Here is a 15,542-nt window from a genome sequence, read left to right on the forward strand (position 1 = left end):
GACAATCGCCCAGGACGGGCATTTACCCCGGCGGGACGCGGCAGTACTGTCCGAAAATGACACATCGACCGCAGTTCATCGCCGCCGGAGCAGCAACCCTGCTCGCCGTCGCGCTGGGCGCCGCACCCGCACAGGCGTCCCAGCCCAAGCCCCCGCTGATCATGGACAGGTCCGAGGTCGAGGTCCAGGTGCTGGCCCTCAACGACTTCCACGGGAACCTCCTGCCTCCGACGGGCAGCGGAGGGCGCGTCGGGACCATCAACGCGGGCGGGTCCGCGTACCTCGCGACCCACGTGAAGAACCTCGAGGCGACCAACAGGAACTCCATCGTGGTCTCCGCGGGCGACCTCATCGGCGCGAGCCCCCTCCTGTCGGCCCTGTTCCACGACGAGCCCACGATCGAGGCGATGAACGCGATCGGCCTCGACCTCAACGCGGTCGGCAACCACGAGTTCGACGAAGGGGCGACGGAGCTCCTGCGCATGGCGAACGGTGGGTGTCACCCGACGGACGGCTGCCAGGACGGCACGCCCTTCGCGGGCGCCGACTTCGACTTCCTGGCGGCGAACGTCGTGCAGGAGTCGACCGGAGAGACGCTCTTCGCGCCGTACTCCATCCAGAACTTCACCGGCGCCAAGGTCGCCTTCATCGGCATGACCCTCGAAGGCACGCCCAACATCGTCAGCGCGGCCGGCATCCAGGGCCTCGACTTCCGCGACGAGGCCGACACCGTGAACGCGCTCGTCCCGCAGCTGCAGGCGCAGGGCGTCGAGTCGATCGTCGTGCTGGTGCACGAGGGCGGGTCACCGACGGCCCTCGACATCAACGGGTGCGCCGGGGTGTCCGGCCCCATCGTCGACATCGTCACGCGGTTCGACCCGGCAGTCGACCTCGTCGTGAGCGGCCACACCCACCAGCCGTACAACTGCGTGATCGACGGCATCCCGACGACGAGCGCCTACAGCTTCGGGCGCCTGGTCACGGACATCGACATGCGCGTCAGCCGGTCCACCAAGGACGTCACGAGCCTCACGATCAACAACCGGGTCGTCACCCGGGACGTCCCGGAGGACCCGACGATCAAGGCACTCATCGACCGGTACAACACCCTCGCGGCGCCGATCGCGAACCGGCCGATCGGGCACATCACGGGCGAGCTGACCAACACGAACCAGCCCGACGGCGAGCAGCTGATGGGTGACGTGATCGCCGACGCCCAGCTGGCTGCCACCGACGGGCCGGCACCGGAGGGGCAGGCCGTCGTCGCGTTCATGAACCCGGGCGGCGTGCGCGCGGGGCTGACCTACCCGTCCGGCCCGGCGGGCGAGGGCGACGGAGTGGTGACGTTCGGCGAGGCGTTCACCGTGCAGCCGTTCGGCAACATCCTGCAGACCCTCACCCTGACCGGAGCGCAGATCGACCTGCTCCTCGAGCAGCAGTTCTGCGGCCTCAACTCGCCGTTCGCGAGCCCCACACCGGGGTTCTTCAAGGTGCTGCTGCCGTCCACCGGCTTCAGCTACACCTGGGACTTCGCCGTCGCGAACTCGGCGGCGAACGTCACCTGCGCGACGGACCCGGCACTCGGCGCGGTCAACCCCGCGTCGGTGACGATCAACGGCGTCCCGCTCGACCTCGCCGCGAGCTACCGCGTGACGGTGAACAACTTCCTGGCCGACGGCGGTGACGGATTCGGTGTGCTGCGCAGCGGCACCGACCGCGTCGGCGGTCTGGAGGACCTGCAGGCGTTCGAGGCCTACCTCCAGGCGGCGGAGCCGACGGGCATCAGCCCGCCGCCGCTGACGCGGATCACCCGCGTCAACTGACGCTGACGCGGATCACCCGCGTCAACTGACGCGACAGGGCGGCGCCCGACCTGCGGGTCGGGCGCCGCCGTGGTGTGCGGGTCCCGGCTCGTGCAGCGCCGGGTCGTGGGGGAGTACCGTCGAGTGGTGCCCACCCCACCGGCCGACTGGTACCCCGACCCGCAGCAGCCCGCGCGACTGCGGTACTGGGACGGCGCCCAGTGGACGGGGTACCTGGTCGATCCCGACAAGCCCGGGGTCGTGCGGTACGAGCAGCCGCCGTGGGCGCCGAGCGCCCGGGGGATCAACGTGCCGCTGTCCATCGCGGTGACGTCGGCGTTCTGACGGACGGCGTCAGCTCTCGATAGATCCGTGCCGGAACACCCGCCAGACGGTCGGCAGCATCTGCTTCCGCGGCACGCCGCGCAGGATGCGGGTGATCTGCTTGCCGGCGACGAGGGTGCCGAGCGCGCCGACCACCGTCTGCACGACGGCGAGCGCGACGGCGACGTCCACCACGTCGAGCCCGAAGGCCTCGCCGATCACCGGGGCAGCGAGCCACACCGGGATCCACCAGAGCAGGATCAGGAAGACGCCCACGCGCAGGCGGGTCGCTGAGATCGCCCCGGGGACCTCGATCGTCACCGGTCGGTCCGCGGGGGTGCGGCGGGCAGGCGGACGACGACCCGGAGGCCGCCGCCGGCGCGGGGCATGAGGGCGACGTGGCCGTCGTGCGCGCGGACGATGCTCTCGACGATCGCCAGCCCGAGGCCGACGCCCGCCTGGTCGCCGTGTACCCGTGCGGTACCGCGCTGGAACGGCTCGGTGAGGGTCGCGACCACCCGCGGGTCGAGCGCCTCGCCGGTGTTCTCGACGGTGAGCACCGCCGACCCCTTCAGGGCCGCCGTCCGCACCCGCACGGACCCTCCGGAGGGGAGGTTGTGCACGATCGCGTTGTGCACGAGGTTCGTGGTCATCTGCAGCAGCAGCGCGCGTGACCCGACGGTCGGCGTGATGTCGCCGGACGTCTCGAGGCTCACGCCGCGCTTCTCCGCGAACGGGAGCAGGGTCTCGGCGGCCTCCTCGGCGAGGAGCGACAGGTCGACGCGCTCGCGCGTGAAGGACCGCTGGTCGGCCCGGCTGAGCAGCAGCAGCGCCTCGGTGAGGTCGATCGCGCGGGCGTTGACGGCGTGGAGGCGTTCGACCAGCTCGTCCGGGTCGTGCGTGGGGTCCTGCCGGGCGACGTCGAGGAGCGCCTGGGTGGTGGCCAGCGGGGTGCGCAGCTCGTGGGAGGCGTTGGCGGCGAACCGGCGCTGCTCGGCGACGTGCGCCTCGAGCCGGGCGAGCATCGTGTCGAACGCGTCGGCGAGGTCCCGGAACTCGTCCCGGCGGCCCGGCAGGGCGATCCGGTGCGAGAGCGACCCGCCCCCCGCGGCCCGCGTCGCGTCGGTGATGCGCTCGAGCGGCGCGAGCATCCGGCCGGCGAGGACCCATCCGCCGGCCAGCCCGAGCACCAGCAGGAACGCCAGCGCCAGCGCCGCCTTCGGGGCGAAGGCCCGCCAGAGGTCGGACCGCCCGGGGATGAAGAGCCCGGGGCCGCCGGGCGCGGCGACTGTGACCGCCTCGTCGGGGACGTACCGCAGGAGGAACACGAGCACCACGGCGACGAGCAGGAAGCCGGCGACCATGAGGAACCCGGCGTAGCTGAGGGTCAGCTTGAGCCGGACGCTCAGCCCCGGCTCCCTATCCACGCTCGTCCTCGATGCGGTACCCGGCGCCGGGGACGGTGGCGATGAGCCACGGCTCACCGAGCCGCTTGCGCAGCGCCGAGACGGTGATGCGCACGGCGTTGGTGAACGGGTCCGCGTTCTCGTCCCACGCCCGCTCGAGGAGCTCCTCCGCGCTCACCACCCCGCCCTGTGCGGCGACGAGGACCTCCAGGACGGCGAACTGCTTGCGGGTCAGCGGGACGTAGCGGCCGTCGCGGTAGACCTCGCGGCGGAACGGGTCGAGCCGCAGGCCCGCGATCTCGTGGACGGGCGGCCGGTGGTGGGCGCGGCGGCGGTCGAGCGCCCGGAGCCGGAGCACCAGCTCGCGCATCTCGAAGGGCTTGGTCAGGTAGTCGTCGGCGCCGAGGCCGAACCCGGAGGCCAGGTCGTCGAGCCGGTCGGCCGCGGTGAGCATGAGGATCGGCGTCCCGCGGCCGGAGGCGACGATGCGCTGGGCGACGTCGTCACCGGACGGCCCGGGGATGTCGCGGTCGAGGACGGCGAGGTCGTAGGAGTGGACGGCGAACAGCTCCAGGGCCGTGTCCCCGTCCCCGGCGACGTCGGCGGCGATGGCCTCCAGGCGCAGGCCGTCACGGATGGCCTCGGCCAGGTAGGGCTCGTCCTCGACGATCAGCACGCGCACTCCTGCGACTCTACGAGCAGCCACCTATCGTCGAGATATCGGGAAGTGCATACGCACCGGCAACACGCGGTCGCGTTGGCTGGAGCGATGTTCTCCAGCACCCAGGCGCGACCACCGGCGCGCCGTTCCTCCGCCACCGTGATCTCCCTGGTGGTCGGCGTCGCCGTCATGGTGGCCGCGGTCGTCGGGTTCCTCGGCGACCAGCAGTCGGCGGCCTCCTTCTCCGCGACGTCCGAGGCGCCCGCCCTGCCTCCCCGCCAGGACGGTCCCGGCGCCGACGGGAGCGTCCCGGACGGGGTGACGGTCTTCGACGACGACATCCCGGCGGTCGTGAACCTCGACGCCGACCTGCTCGCCGCCCTCCGCCAGGCCGCGACCGATGCCGCTGACGAGGGCATCACGTTCGTCGTCACCAGCGGCTGGCGGTCGGCGGGGTACCAGGACCAGCTGCTGCGCGACGCGGTCACCGAGTACGGCTCGGCCGCGGAGGCCGCCCGGTGGGTCGCGACTCCGGACACGTCTCCTCACGTGCAGGGTGCCGCGATCGACGTGGGACCGTGGGCGGCCATCTCCTGGCTGTCGGAGCACGGAGCCGCGTACGGGCTGTGCCAGGTCTACGCCAACGAGTCGTGGCACTACGAGCTGCGCCCCGACGCCGTCGACGGCGGCTGCCCCGCGATGTACACCGACCCGACGCAGGACCCGAGGATGCAGCAGTGATCACGACAGCCGAGCCGGCCACCGCCGACCCGCAGACCCGCCCGCGGACCCGCCTGGTCGCGCTCTTCGCGGTCTACCTCGCGCTGCTCGTGTGGGTCGTGCTGTGGAAGCTCGAGCTCCCGTGGGTCGGCGACGCGGGGTGGCGCATCGTCAAGCTCGTCCCCTTCGTCGCCACGGACGATGCGGGTGCCAGCACGCGCTTCGACGTCGTCGCCAACCTCGCGCTGTTCGTCCCCTTCGGCCTCTACCTCGGCCTCCTCGCACCGTCGTGGCCGTGGTGGAAGGCCGCGGGCACGTTCGCGGCGGCGAGCCTGGGCCTGGAGGTACTCCAGTACGTCCTCGCCGTCGGGAGCTCCGACCTCACCGACGTCGTCGTCAACACCGCCGGAGGCCTGGTCGGGCTCGGGCTGTTCGCCCTCGCACAGCGCAAGTTCGGGGCGCGCACCACCACGGTCCTGACCCGCGCCTGCACGATCGGGACGGTGCTCGCCGTCCTGGCCGGCGTGCTCGTCGTCGCGTCGCCGATGCGCTTCGGTCCGCCGGAGGACGTCCGGTGCACGCCCTCCGTACCCTGCGGGCCACCCGGAGCCCCCCGCGACGGGTTGCCTCGGGATGCGGTGTTCACCTTCTAGCCAGCCTTGCTGGATCGTGACAAACAGGGCAACTATGGATGAATCAGACCGGCGCCGACGCCGTGGGCGGCGTGCGTCGCGCGTCCACCGGGGGTCGCCATGAGGCTCGTCGCACGTCCTGTCCTGACCGCCCTGCTCGCCGCCGCGGTGCTGGCGCTCGGCGTGCCCGCCCACGCGTCGCCGCCGGGCACGGCCGCGCGGTGCGGTGACGTCCTGACCGGAGACCACCACCTCGACCGCAACCTCACGTGTCCCGGGGTCGCGTTCACGGTGGTCCCGCCCGCGACGCTCGACCTGCGCGGGCACACCCTGCGCGGTGGCGACGTCGCGTTCGCGCTCCAGGCCACCGACCTGGACGTGTTCCCGTTCGACGTGCGCAACGGGCGGATCACCGGATTCGGGACGGTCGTCGAGAACGCGTGGGGGGCGTTCGCGTGGAACGTGACGCTGGCCGGCCTGCGGATCGACGGGAACGGCACGGTCGCGCACGCGAACGACTGGGGCGGACCGCTCGTCATCGACTCCTCGAAGGTCGTGGACAACTCGACGGTGTTCGCGCTGGAGCGGTTCTCGGACGTGAAGGTCACGCACTCACGTCTGATCCGCAACGACGTGGTCATCTCGTCGATCTCCGACGGTGGCAGCGCGGCGTTCTCGGACAGCACGCTCGTCGACAACCGACGGCTCTCCGGGTTCGTGGGTATCGCCAACCTGTCGTTGGTCCGGAACACCATCGCGGGCTCCGAGGAGGTCGTCTCGCCGTCCGGATGGACGTTCGTCACGGCGCAGGACAACGCGTTCGTGGGCAACGACGTCGCGGTGAGCCTGGGCTCGCTCCCCGGCAACGTCGTGGGCAACACGTTCCGGGACAACGGGGTCGGCATCACGGCGTCGGCACCGAGCGGCGGCATCTGGGACGGGCCGGCCCAGATCGTCGGCAACACCCTCACCCGCAACGGCGACGGCATCGTCACCGAGGAGGGCGCAGCGGTCTCCCTCGGCGACAACCGGGCGGTGCGGAACTCCGGGTGGGGCATCTACGCGCCGGGCGCCACGGACCTCGGCGGCAACGTCGCCAAGGGCAACGGCCTCGAACCGCAGTGCACCGGGGTGGTCTGCCCCACCCGGAGCTGAGCGCTCAGGAGCAGGAGACCCCCACACACTGCGGGCTGTTCCCGTTGCCGCTGGCCATGTTCCCGCCCAGGTCGGTCACGCCCGGCGCGTAGATGCCCCAGCCGCTGTTCCGGGTCGCGGTGTTGCCGCCCAGCGACGTGTTCGCGTCGGCGGCGTCGAAGACGATCGCGTCCCCGTTGCCCCGCAGCACGTTGTCCTGCACGACGAGGCCGTTGGTGGCCGTCGACTGTCCGTGCACGCCCGAGCCGTTGCGACGGAACACGTTCGAGCTGATCGTGCCGTCGACGTCGCCGAGCTCGACGGCCTGGGTGTTCGCCGTGAACGTGTTGCCCGTCAGCGCCAGCTGCGGCACGAAGCCCAGCGCGTTGACGGCGACGCCGTTGCCGCGGAACGTGCTCGCGTCGGCCGTGGCCGCACCCATGAAGTAGAGCTGGATGCCGGTCGTGTTGTCGGCGAGCGTCGAGCCGTGGACGTGGACCTCGCCCTCGGTCGCCGCGATCGCCGTCCCGTTGCCGACGAACCGGGAGCCCGACACGTCGGCGACCGAGGTGTCCACGCGCAGGCCGAGGGTCGAGTCCGTGAACGTCGAGGCGCTGACCCACACGTCGGCGAACCACGACGCGTTGATGCCGGTGCCGACGCGCTCGAAGTGGCTGCGCGTCACGGTCGTGGCCTTGCCGCCGGAGAACGGCAGCTCGCCGGACGCGTCCACGCCCGTCCCGCTGTCGGTGACCGTGACCCGGTCCACCGCCACCGTGCCCGTGCGCGGCTCGTCCACCGGGCCGCCGGTGTCGACGCCGTCGCCCCAGCCCGTGAGCGTGCCGTTGCGGATCACGACGTCCCCGTCCTGCGGCACGAGGATCCCGACCCCGGTGCCCGGGCCGCTGACCGTGTGGCCCTTGAGGTTCAGCGTGACTCCCGCGCCGAGGGTCAGCGCGGGCGCGGGACCCGTACAGGTCAGGTCGGTGGTGAGCGAGGAGCTGACGGTCACGGTCGAGCCGCAGACCAGCGGCGCGGCGTTCGCGGGGGTGGCGACGAGGACGGCCGTGCCGACGAGGGCGGCGGTGGCCAGGACAGAGGTCGTTCGCATGGTGTGCTCCGTGGGATCGGGGCGTCCCCTGATGGGCGCACCCTCGAGGAGGACACGCACGTTACGCCGGATACACCCGATATGTCCGTATCACCAGGTCCCGACCCACCCTCTTCCCGTCCGTACGGCCCAGCCCGGGTCGCTCGGCCTCACGCCGCACGGCGGGGGCATCTCTGGAGGGGGAGCCATGGGTTTCTACGTGAAAGACCTGTACGTCCAGCGCGTGCCGAAGTTCCAGTGGCACGACAAGCTGACCAATCCGCCGACGATCCCCGAGACGTCGCCGATCATCGAGATCGCGGCACTGTCGCCGCAGATCGCCCAGGTCCGTGCCGGCGGGGGCGGCGGCGGCGTCTTCCTGCCCGCCGACGACACGACCTTCTACACGATCCCGTCGTGGCTCACCCCCATCGTGAACCCGGCCCGGCGCCTCGCGGAGGCCGACCTGCACACCGTGCGGGAGAGCCTCGCGGTGACGCTGAAGGCGGTCGAGCAGCAGATCGACGCGCTGCAGGGGTCGGCCGAGGACATCGCGTACGCGCAGTCCGTGCTCAAGGGCTGACGATGTCGCAGCCGTCCGGCGGTCGCCTCGCACAGATGACCCGCACGGTGGTCGTCCGTGTGGCGGCGCTCGCCGGACGGGTGGGACCCGACGAGCTGGCCGCCGTCCTCTACCGGTCCGGCGGTACCGCCGCCGACCCGCGCCAGGACCCCCGCTGGCCGCACCACCTGGTCCAGCTCGCGGAACGGTCGGCTCCCGGGATCGAGCGCTACGACCGCTCCCGCACGGAGCACTGGAACGGGTGGACCACCCCCGGCGTCGAGACGTCCGCGCAGGTGCACAAGGTGTACGTGAGCCCGACGCCGCCCTGCCTGCCCGCCGCGCTGCCGCTGGTCTTCGCGACCGCGGTGGCCCTCGACGTGCCGTCGTGGAAGGTCGGCGCCGACGCGGCCGGGCTGCACCGCGCCGACAAGATCGTGCTGTACCTCCCGTCGGCGCCGCGAGCCGATGCCGTCGCCGCCGCCCTCGCGGACGTGCTCGACGGGTTCGCCGCGCAGGGGGTGCCGTTCACCGGGCAGGTCGGTGCGACGGGCATCGTGTCCCGGGGGCAGGACCGGCAGCGGGAGAGCTGGCGGGCCGTCCTGTGCCGCGCGGTGGCCGGAGAGCTCCACCGACAACGCGCCCACCTGGGTCCTGACGTACAGCCGCACGCGGTCGCCGACTCGGCGCTGGATGCGCTCGCTGACGAGTACGACGTCGTGACGTGGCGCCCCGACGCCCGGGTGCCGGCATGAGCGCCCCCGAGGTGCAGTACCTGCTGCATGCCGACGTCGAGGCGGTGCCCATGCCGGACCAGGACGAGGTGCTCGTCGCACGGCGCGGCAGCCGCGTCCCGCCCCAGCTGATCTCGAGCGACGCGATGGCGCTGCTCGAGCACTTCCGGGAGCCGTCGACGCTGGTCGACGCGATCCTGGCGTACTGCGCGGACGTCGGCGCCGACCCGATGGCCACGCTCGACGCGTCGTTCGGCGTGCTGGTCGCGCTGACCCGCACCGACGTCCTCGTCGCGGACGGCACGGCGCCCGCGCGGTCGCTGGAGGACCGGCACCGGATCGGCGAGGTGGTCGGACCCGCGACGATCACCGGGCGCATCCGGGTGCTGCGGGACAGCGAGATCTGGCGCGGGGTGCTGGCGGACGGCACCCGGGTCGTCGTCAAGGTCGTCGACGACGAGGCCCAGGGCCCCGGCCTCGTCTCCCGGGAGCTCGCGGCGCTGACCCGGCTCGACGGCTCCGTCGCGCCTCGGCTCGTGTGGCACGAGCGGTCGTCGACCGGCGGCACGCTCGTGCTGGACGAGGTCGACGGCGACCCCGCCGACCTGGCCGCCCTGGTGGCCGACGCCGACGGGCGACGGCGGATCGCGGTGGCCGTGCTCGACGCCTACGTCGCCCTGCACGAGCGGGACGTCCTGCACGGTGACGTCCACCCGGGGAACGTCCTCGTCGGCCGCGACAGCACGGTGACGCTGATCGACTTCGGCCTGGCCGGGACCGCGAGCGAGCCGCCCCCGCGCCCCGGAGGTGGGGAGTACCTCGACCCGGCCAGCGCCGCGGCGCTGCGGTCCGGGACGCCCACCCCCGCGCTCGACGCGTCCGCCGAGCAGTTCGCGGTCGCGGCCGTGGTGTACCGGCTGCTCACCGGCGCAGCGCCGCTGGACCTGGCGTGCGAGCGCGACGAGGCCCTGCGGCGGATCGCGCAGGACCGGCCACGCCCCTTCGTCGCGGTCGGGGCCACACCCTGGCCGACCGGGGAGCGCGTGCTGCGCCGGGCGCTGTCCACCGACCCGCAGCGCCGGTACCGCTCGGTGCGGGCGCTGCGCGACGCGCTCGTCGGCGCACCCGTCGAACCGCGCACGAGTGCCCCGGACCTGGCCGACGCCCTCGCCGCGCTCGACGTCACCGGGTCGGTCTGGGCCACGGCCGACGACGCCCGCGCGGCCCACGTCGCCTGGTTCGCCGGCCGGGTCGCGACCCTCACCGGCGACCCGTACGCCTACGATCTCGCGCTCGTCTGGGCGAGCCGCTGCGGGCACGTCCCGCCCCCCGCCCCCGACCCGCGCAGCCCGCTGGGCCGCGCCCACCGCGCGCTCGCCGCGCACGCACGGACCGGGCGGCCGGCGCTGCTCCAGGTGGCCCGCGACGTCGCCGCGCAGCTGTGCGCGCAGGCCCACACGCCCGAGCCGGTCGACGTGCTCACCGGCGGCTGGGCCGGGCTCCTCCTCGCGCTCGAGTGCGAGCGACCCGCCCTCGCGCTTGCCCCGGGTACCGCCGACCACTGACTAGCGTGGCGACCATGCCGGCCAAGGGGACACGCCAGGCGCGGTACGCGGCGCGCCGTAAGCGCCGCATGGCCGCCGTCGAGCACGACCTCAGCGCCGAGCAGTGGGCCGCGCTCACGTCGGCCTGGGGCGGGTGCGCGTACTGCGGTGCCACGGACCGGCCGTTGCAGCGCGACTGCGTCCTGCCGATCTCCCGCGGCGGTCGTTACACCCTCGACAACATCGCTCCGGCGTGCGGGTCGTGCAACGCGAGCAAGTGCAACGACGAGGTCACCGGCTGGTTGCGCCGGAAGCGGCTGGACGAGCGGGGGTTCCTCGAGAAGCACGTGCGGGTCCAGGCGGAGCTGGCGCAGCGGTTCCCGCTCACTCCGGCGGGGTGAACTGGCTCGCGGTGAACACCGCGCCCTGCGGGTCCCGGAGGGTCGCCGTGCGCGCCCACTGCGACTCCTCGGTGGTCAGCACCTCGCCGCCGTGCGCGGTGGCGAGTGCCACGGTCTCGTCCCGGTCGGCGACCGCGAACGTCACGTGCCAGTGCGGCCCACCATCGTCGTCGGCGGGGGCGACCCAGCCGATCGCGTCCGCGAACCCCGGCGGGGCCGAGACGCTCGCCTGACGCTCGTAGAGGTCCGGGTCGGTGCTCGCGGCCAGGTGGTCGCCGTAGCCGGGCACCCGGATCAGCGTGGCGAACCCGATGTCGGAGAACTCCCACCCGAACAGCGCCTGGTAGAACCCGGTGGCCGGGTCGTCGGCGTGCAGGTCGCTGAAGTTCCAGGTGCCGGGGGCGTTGACGAGCTGCGCGCCCAGTCGACGATTCGCCTTCCACAGCCGCAGGACCGCGCCCGACGGGTCGACGATCTCGGCCCAGGTCCCGCCCTCGCCGGCCACGGTCGGCCCGGTGGTGACGGTCCCGCCGGCCGCGACGACCGCGTCGAGGGTCGTCTGCAGGTCGTCGACGGCGACGTAGGTCTGCCAGCCGGGGCCGTCCGTGGCGCCGCTGCCGATGCCCGCCACGTCGAGCCCGTCGACCTGCGCGATGACGTACCGGAACGGTGCGTCGGGCGGTGCCGCGTCGTGGAACGTCCAGCCCAGGACCGCTCCGTAGAACGCCAGTGCCGCGTCGACGTCGGCCTGCTCGAGGTCCACCCAGGACGTCACGCCGTGGGGATAGGTCCGCTGCATGGTTCTAACGTAGGGACCGTTCCAGCAGCGTGCACGAGAAGTCGTCGAAGTCCCGCTGCCCGACCGCCCGGAACCCGTACCGCTCGTAGTAGGCGCGCAGGACGGGGTTGGTGGTCCGGCAGTCGAGCCGGAACAGGTCCACCCCGGCGTCGCGCCCTCGTGCGGCCGCCCAGTCGAGCAGTGCCGTGCCGAGACCGCGGCCGGTCGCCCGGCGGTCGACCATCAGACCGTGCACGTAGACCGCCGGGGTGTGGTCGTCGCCCCAGAAGTCGGGATCGGTCCACAGGAGCCGGACCGTCGCGACGAGGCCGAGGTCTGCGTCGCGCACGACGTGCCACTCGCCGGCGCCGACCTGGGCGGCGATGCGCTCGCGCGGGAGCGAACCCGGCGGCCACTGCACCGTGCCGTTCGCGGCCATCCAGTCCTCGAGGGACCGGCGCAGCGCATGGATGTCGTCGACGTCGGCCGGGGTGGCCGGCAGGGGGAGGTCGGCAGTCACGGGCCCGGGAGCCGGTTGGTGAGGAACGCGCTGACGGCAGCAGCGGCGGTGGCGAGGCGCTCCTGCGCGAGCTCCGCGTCGGGGCCCTCGCGCTTCGCGTACTTCTCCGGCGCCGCGGTGAGGACCGCGTGGTCGAGGACCCCGAACGGCTCGGCCGGCAGCTGCGCGGCATGCACCCGGGCGCCGCCGTCGAGCGCCGCGACGGTCGCGACCATCCGGCTCCGAGGGCTGATCGGGTCGCGCGCGAACCGGGTGTAGAAGACCTCGACCTCGCCCGCGACGAGCCGGTCGTGGATGTCGTCGACGTCCTGCGACGACAGCCCGAGCGCGCGTCCGCAGAACGGGCGCACCGGCAGCGCCGGCTGTGCGGCGACGGCCGCGACCACCTTCGGGGCCGCCGCCAGCGCGAGCGCGAAGCCGCCGCTGAGGCACATGCCGACGACGCCGACCCGGTCGTCGCTGTGCGTCGCGGCCACCCTGCTCGACAGCTCCCGCAGCGGGGTGACGACCGGGCTCCTGCGCCCGCTGCGCAGGACGTCGATCTCGCGGGAGATGCAGAGGGCGCCGACGGCGGCAGCCTGCTGCACGACCGAGCGGGACGGGAACGAGCCGAGGAGCTGCGGCATCCAGACGGTGAACCCGTCGTCGGCCAGCCGGTAGCAGAAGGACAGGTACATCTCGGTCATGCCGAACAGCTCGTGCAGCACGATGACCGGCGGCCCGGCACCGACGCGGTGCACCGGCCAGGGCAGCGGCACGCCCGGCAGCGCCACGTCGTGGTCGACGTGCTCCCAGCCGAAGGTGCGTGCGCCCATGGTGTCTCCCGATCGGTGCCAGGACGAACGTACCCGCGGAGGGCAGACGGCGCGGAGCGTCCGTCGCTAGTGTCCGGACATGGGTGCGAAGCGTCGTCGCTGGTCGGACCGGGTGCCGATCATCGGCGTGCTGCGCACCTACGACCGTCGGTGGCTGCGTGCCGACGTGGCGGCGGGCGTCGCCGTCGCGGCGCTGATCGTCCCGAAGAACCTCGGGTACGCGGGGATCGCGGGCATCCCGCTGCAGAACGGCCTGTACGCCGCCGCGGCCGGGGCGCTCCTCTACGCGATCTTCGGCACCAGCAAGCAGATCTCCACCGGCCCCAGCTCCGGGCTGGCCGCCGTCGCTGCGAGCGCCGTGCTCGCCGTCGGCCTGACGGGTGCGCAGGCCGCGCCGTTCGTCGCGGGGATCACGCTCGTGTCGGGCGTCGTGTTCCTCCTCCTCGCGGTGCTCAGGATGGGCTGGATCGCGCAGTTCCTGTCCCGGGCCGTGGTGACGGGGTTCCTGTTCGGTGCGGCGATCGACGTCGTCGTCGGGGAGCTGCCCAAGCTCACCGGCACGAGCGCCGAGGGGGAGACGCCGCCGCAGGAGCTGTGGTCCTGGCTCGGGACGCTCGGCGACGTGAACCGCGCGACAGTCGTCGTCGGCGCGGTCGCGCTCGTGACGGTGTTCGGCCTGCGTCGCGTCGCGCCGCGCGTGCCCGGCGCGCTCGTCCTGGTGGTCGGCGGCCTGCTCGCCACCTGGCTGCTCGACCTGGGGGAGCGGGGGGTGGCCCTCGTCGGTGACGTGCCCCGAGGCCTGCCGTCGGTCGAGGTGCCCGACGTCGCGCTGCTGCTGGACAACGTCGCGACCGTCGCGCTCGCGTCCGTGGCGCTCGTGATGATCGGGTTCTCGCAGACCGCCGGGGACGCCCGCACGTTCGCCGCGCGGCACCGCTACCGCGTCGACATCGACCAGGAGTCGTTCGCGCAGGGGGCCGCGAACGTGGGAGCGGGTCTGCTCCAGGGCATGCCCGTCTCCACCAGCCTGTCCGCGAGCTCCCTGAACGACCGCACCGGAGCGCGCTCGCCGGTCGCGTCGCTGACCTCCGGCGCGATGGTGCTGCTCACGCTGGTGTTCCTGGCGCCGCTGTTCTCCGGGCTGCCGACGGCGGTGCTGGCGGCGATCATCATCGAGGCCGTCGTCATGGGGATGATGGACGTGGCCGCGCTGCGCCGGCTCGCGCGGGTGCAGCGGTTCGACTTCTGGATCGCGATCGTCGCGCTCGTCAGCACCGTGCTCGTCGGCGTGCTGGCGGGGGTGCTCGTCGGGATCGGGCTGTCGCTGCTGTGGCTGATCTCCGTGACCACCCGGCCGTCCCTGCCGCTGATGGTCCGCGAGCGTGGCACGCAGGTGTTCCGCGAGCTCGGCGAGCACGAGGACGACGAGCCGGAGCCCGACATCGCGGTGATCCGCATCGACGGCGGGCTGTTCTTCGCCACGGCGGACGCCCTGGAGGACCGGGTGCGCGAGGTCTCCGAGGCCAACCCCGGGCTGTCGGCGATCGTGATCGACTGCGGCGCGATCACCATCGTCGACGCCCAGGGGGCCGCGACCCTGCACGAGATCCTCGCCCTGGCGGAGGACCACGGCGTGACGGTCCGGCTGGCCCGGGTCAAGCCGTCGGTGCGCGCGACGCTCACGCGCGACGGCGTGGTCGACCGGCTGGGGGCGGACCGGCTGCACGGGAGCGTGCACCGCGCGGTCGAGGCCCACCGGGCGCAGGCGCGCGACGTGCCCTAGTCCCCGGCGATGACCTTCGCCTTCGCCTCGGCGTACTCGACGTCGTCGAGGTGCCCGTCGCGGTGCAGCTGGCTCAGCCGCTCCAGCCGGCTGGTCACGTCGACCGGAGGCTCCGGCACCACGTGGGAGACGGTGGCCTGCTCCTGGCGGGTCCGCTGGAACGCCTCTCCGCCGTCCTTCGCGGCGGTGACGGCACCCTTCCCGGCCTCGACCGCACCCTTGGCGAGCGCGACGCCGGTCTCCCCGACGACGACGACCGCGGTGGCGCTCTTCGACGTCAGCGAGCTCTTCGTGGTCTCGCTCACGGGCAGCTTGCTGATGCCTGCTGCCATCGCGCGCTGCAGGTCCTTGGCCATGCCGAGGCGCCGGAGCCGCTCGTCGATGGGCGCCTTGCTGTCGGGCCGGTCGGTGGGGTCGTCAGTGGACACAGGGGACCTCCGTGCTCGTCGTCGGTCGTCCATCCTGCACCCAGCGGGCGCCGCGCGTTCGCCGAGAGGCGAAATCGACCACCCGGTCGAGCGGACCGGCCTCGCCGTCGACCCCCCGTGCTAGTGTCCGCGTGAGGACGACTTGACCATTCCATGACCTTCGTTGATGACCATTGAGGACGCGGGCGAACCGCCCTCTGCGCCGAGC

18 protein-coding genes are annotated in these 15,542 nt (G+C 73.1%); 10 read left to right on the forward strand and 8 right to left on the reverse strand.

The genetic code is table 11. The annotated features are described in order from the left end of the window. The first annotated feature begins 56 nt into the window (after window positions 1-56). Window positions 57-1,823 (forward strand): bifunctional UDP-sugar hydrolase/5'-nucleotidase, encoded by a 1,767-nt coding sequence (locus tag ASD16_RS00255; RefSeq protein WP_055911588.1) that lies wholly within the window; start codon window positions 57-59, stop codon window positions 1,821-1,823. 126 nt (window positions 1,824-1,949) lie between these two features. Next, complete coding sequence (locus ASD16_RS00260) at window positions 1,950-2,147, forward strand: DUF2510 domain-containing protein (protein WP_162250273.1); 198 nt, start codon at window positions 1,950-1,952, stop codon at window positions 2,145-2,147. Between the two features lie 9 nt (window positions 2,148-2,156). Here the strand turns inward: ASD16_RS00260 and ASD16_RS00265 are convergent, their stop codons facing one another. From ASD16_RS00265 to ASD16_RS00275, 3 genes are read right to left on the reverse strand one after another with little or no spacing between them, the layout of a single operon-like run. After that, window positions 2,157-2,447, reverse strand: a complete 291-nt coding sequence (locus tag ASD16_RS00265; protein WP_055911593.1) for a hypothetical protein — start codon at window positions 2,445-2,447, stop codon at window positions 2,157-2,159. Further along, window positions 2,444-3,535 (reverse strand): sensor histidine kinase, encoded by a 1,092-nt coding sequence (locus tag ASD16_RS00270; protein ID WP_369817941.1) that lies wholly within the window; start codon window positions 3,533-3,535, stop codon window positions 2,444-2,446. Before ASD16_RS00270 ends, ASD16_RS00265 begins: the two co-directional genes overlap by 4 nt. Window positions 3,536-3,545: 10 nt before the next feature. Then, window positions 3,546-4,214 (reverse strand): response regulator transcription factor, encoded by a 669-nt coding sequence (locus tag ASD16_RS00275; protein WP_055911599.1) that lies wholly within the window; start codon window positions 4,212-4,214, stop codon window positions 3,546-3,548. An 87-nt stretch (window positions 4,215-4,301) separates the two neighbouring features. On the opposite strand from ASD16_RS00275, the gene ASD16_RS00280 reads away from it, so the two are divergent. The 3 genes from ASD16_RS00280 to ASD16_RS00290 all read left to right on the forward strand — a co-directional run bounded on the left by ASD16_RS00280 (window position 4,302) and on the right by ASD16_RS00290 (window position 6,700). Next, window positions 4,302-4,934, forward strand: a complete 633-nt coding sequence (locus tag ASD16_RS00280) for a M15 family metallopeptidase (protein ID WP_082570516.1) — start codon at window positions 4,302-4,304, stop codon at window positions 4,932-4,934. Continuing rightward, window positions 4,931-5,566 carry a VanZ family protein gene (locus ASD16_RS00285; RefSeq protein ID WP_082570517.1) on the forward strand — a complete coding sequence of 212 codons (636 nt, stop codon included), beginning with the start codon at window positions 4,931-4,933 and terminating at the stop codon, window positions 5,564-5,566. The genes ASD16_RS00280 and ASD16_RS00285 overlap by 4 nt, the downstream gene beginning before the upstream one ends. A 99-nt stretch (window positions 5,567-5,665) precedes the next feature. Continuing rightward, complete coding sequence (locus ASD16_RS00290; protein ID WP_055911602.1) at window positions 5,666-6,700, forward strand: NosD domain-containing protein; 1,035 nt, start codon at window positions 5,666-5,668, stop codon at window positions 6,698-6,700. A 4-nt stretch (window positions 6,701-6,704) separates the two neighbouring features. On the opposite strand, the gene ASD16_RS00295 is transcribed toward ASD16_RS00290, so the two are convergent. After that, window positions 6,705-7,790 (reverse strand): right-handed parallel beta-helix repeat-containing protein, encoded by a 1,086-nt coding sequence (locus tag ASD16_RS00295; protein ID WP_055911605.1) that lies wholly within the window; start codon window positions 7,788-7,790, stop codon window positions 6,705-6,707. Between the two features lie 187 nt (window positions 7,791-7,977). On the opposite strand from ASD16_RS00295, the gene ASD16_RS00300 reads away from it, so the two are divergent. Genes ASD16_RS00300 through ASD16_RS00315 form a run of 4 tightly spaced genes read left to right on the forward strand, consistent with a single transcriptional unit; the run spans window position 7,978 to window position 11,010 of the window. Beyond that, entirely contained in the window at window positions 7,978-8,352 is a 375-nt protein-coding gene (locus ASD16_RS00300; RefSeq protein ID WP_055911608.1) for a hypothetical protein, read from the forward strand. A gap of 35 nt (window positions 8,353-8,387) precedes the next feature. Continuing rightward, window positions 8,388-9,086 carry a hypothetical protein gene (locus ASD16_RS00305; RefSeq protein WP_235523056.1) on the forward strand — a complete coding sequence of 233 codons (699 nt, stop codon included), beginning with the start codon at window positions 8,388-8,390 and terminating at the stop codon, window positions 9,084-9,086. After that, window positions 9,083-10,630 carry an AarF/UbiB family protein gene (locus tag ASD16_RS00310; protein WP_157453741.1) on the forward strand — a complete coding sequence of 516 codons (1,548 nt, stop codon included), beginning with the start codon at window positions 9,083-9,085 and terminating at the stop codon, window positions 10,628-10,630. The genes ASD16_RS00305 and ASD16_RS00310 overlap by 4 nt, the downstream gene beginning before the upstream one ends. A gap of 14 nt (window positions 10,631-10,644) precedes the next feature. Then, window positions 10,645-11,010 (forward strand): HNH endonuclease, encoded by a 366-nt coding sequence (locus tag ASD16_RS00315; RefSeq protein WP_200942784.1) that lies wholly within the window; start codon window positions 10,645-10,647, stop codon window positions 11,008-11,010. Here ASD16_RS00315 and ASD16_RS00320 read toward each other — a convergent pair. From ASD16_RS00320 to ASD16_RS00330, 3 genes are read right to left on the reverse strand one after another with little or no spacing between them, the layout of a single operon-like run. Then, entirely contained in the window at window positions 10,994-11,809 is an 816-nt protein-coding gene (locus ASD16_RS00320; protein ID WP_055911621.1) for a VOC family protein, read from the reverse strand. The genes ASD16_RS00315 and ASD16_RS00320 overlap by 17 nt on opposite strands. A 4-nt stretch (window positions 11,810-11,813) precedes the next feature. Then, on the reverse strand, window positions 11,814-12,308 hold the full coding sequence (locus tag ASD16_RS00325; protein WP_055911624.1) for a GNAT family N-acetyltransferase: 495 nt from the start codon (window positions 12,306-12,308) through the stop codon (window positions 11,814-11,816). Next, entirely contained in the window at window positions 12,305-13,123 is an 819-nt protein-coding gene (locus tag ASD16_RS00330; RefSeq protein ID WP_055911627.1) for a dienelactone hydrolase family protein, read from the reverse strand. Before ASD16_RS00330 ends, ASD16_RS00325 begins: the two co-directional genes overlap by 4 nt. A 79-nt stretch (window positions 13,124-13,202) precedes the next feature. On the opposite strand from ASD16_RS00330, the gene ASD16_RS00335 reads away from it, so the two are divergent. Continuing rightward, window positions 13,203-14,906 carry a SulP family inorganic anion transporter gene (locus ASD16_RS00335; RefSeq protein ID WP_055911629.1) on the forward strand — a complete coding sequence of 568 codons (1,704 nt, stop codon included), beginning with the start codon at window positions 13,203-13,205 and terminating at the stop codon, window positions 14,904-14,906. Here the strand turns inward: ASD16_RS00335 and ASD16_RS00340 are convergent. Next, the gene (locus ASD16_RS00340; RefSeq protein ID WP_055911630.1) at window positions 14,903-15,334 is read right to left on the reverse strand and encodes a hypothetical protein; all 432 of its coding nucleotides are present in this window, start codon (window positions 15,332-15,334) and stop codon (window positions 14,903-14,905) included. The two genes, ASD16_RS00335 and ASD16_RS00340, sit on opposite strands and share 4 nt — an antisense overlap. Between the last annotated feature and the right edge of the window lie 208 nt (window positions 15,335-15,542).

This window comes from Cellulomonas sp. Root485, assembly GCF_001426705.1.
Taxonomy (GTDB): domain Bacteria; phylum Actinomycetota; class Actinomycetes; order Actinomycetales; family Cellulomonadaceae; genus Cellulomonas.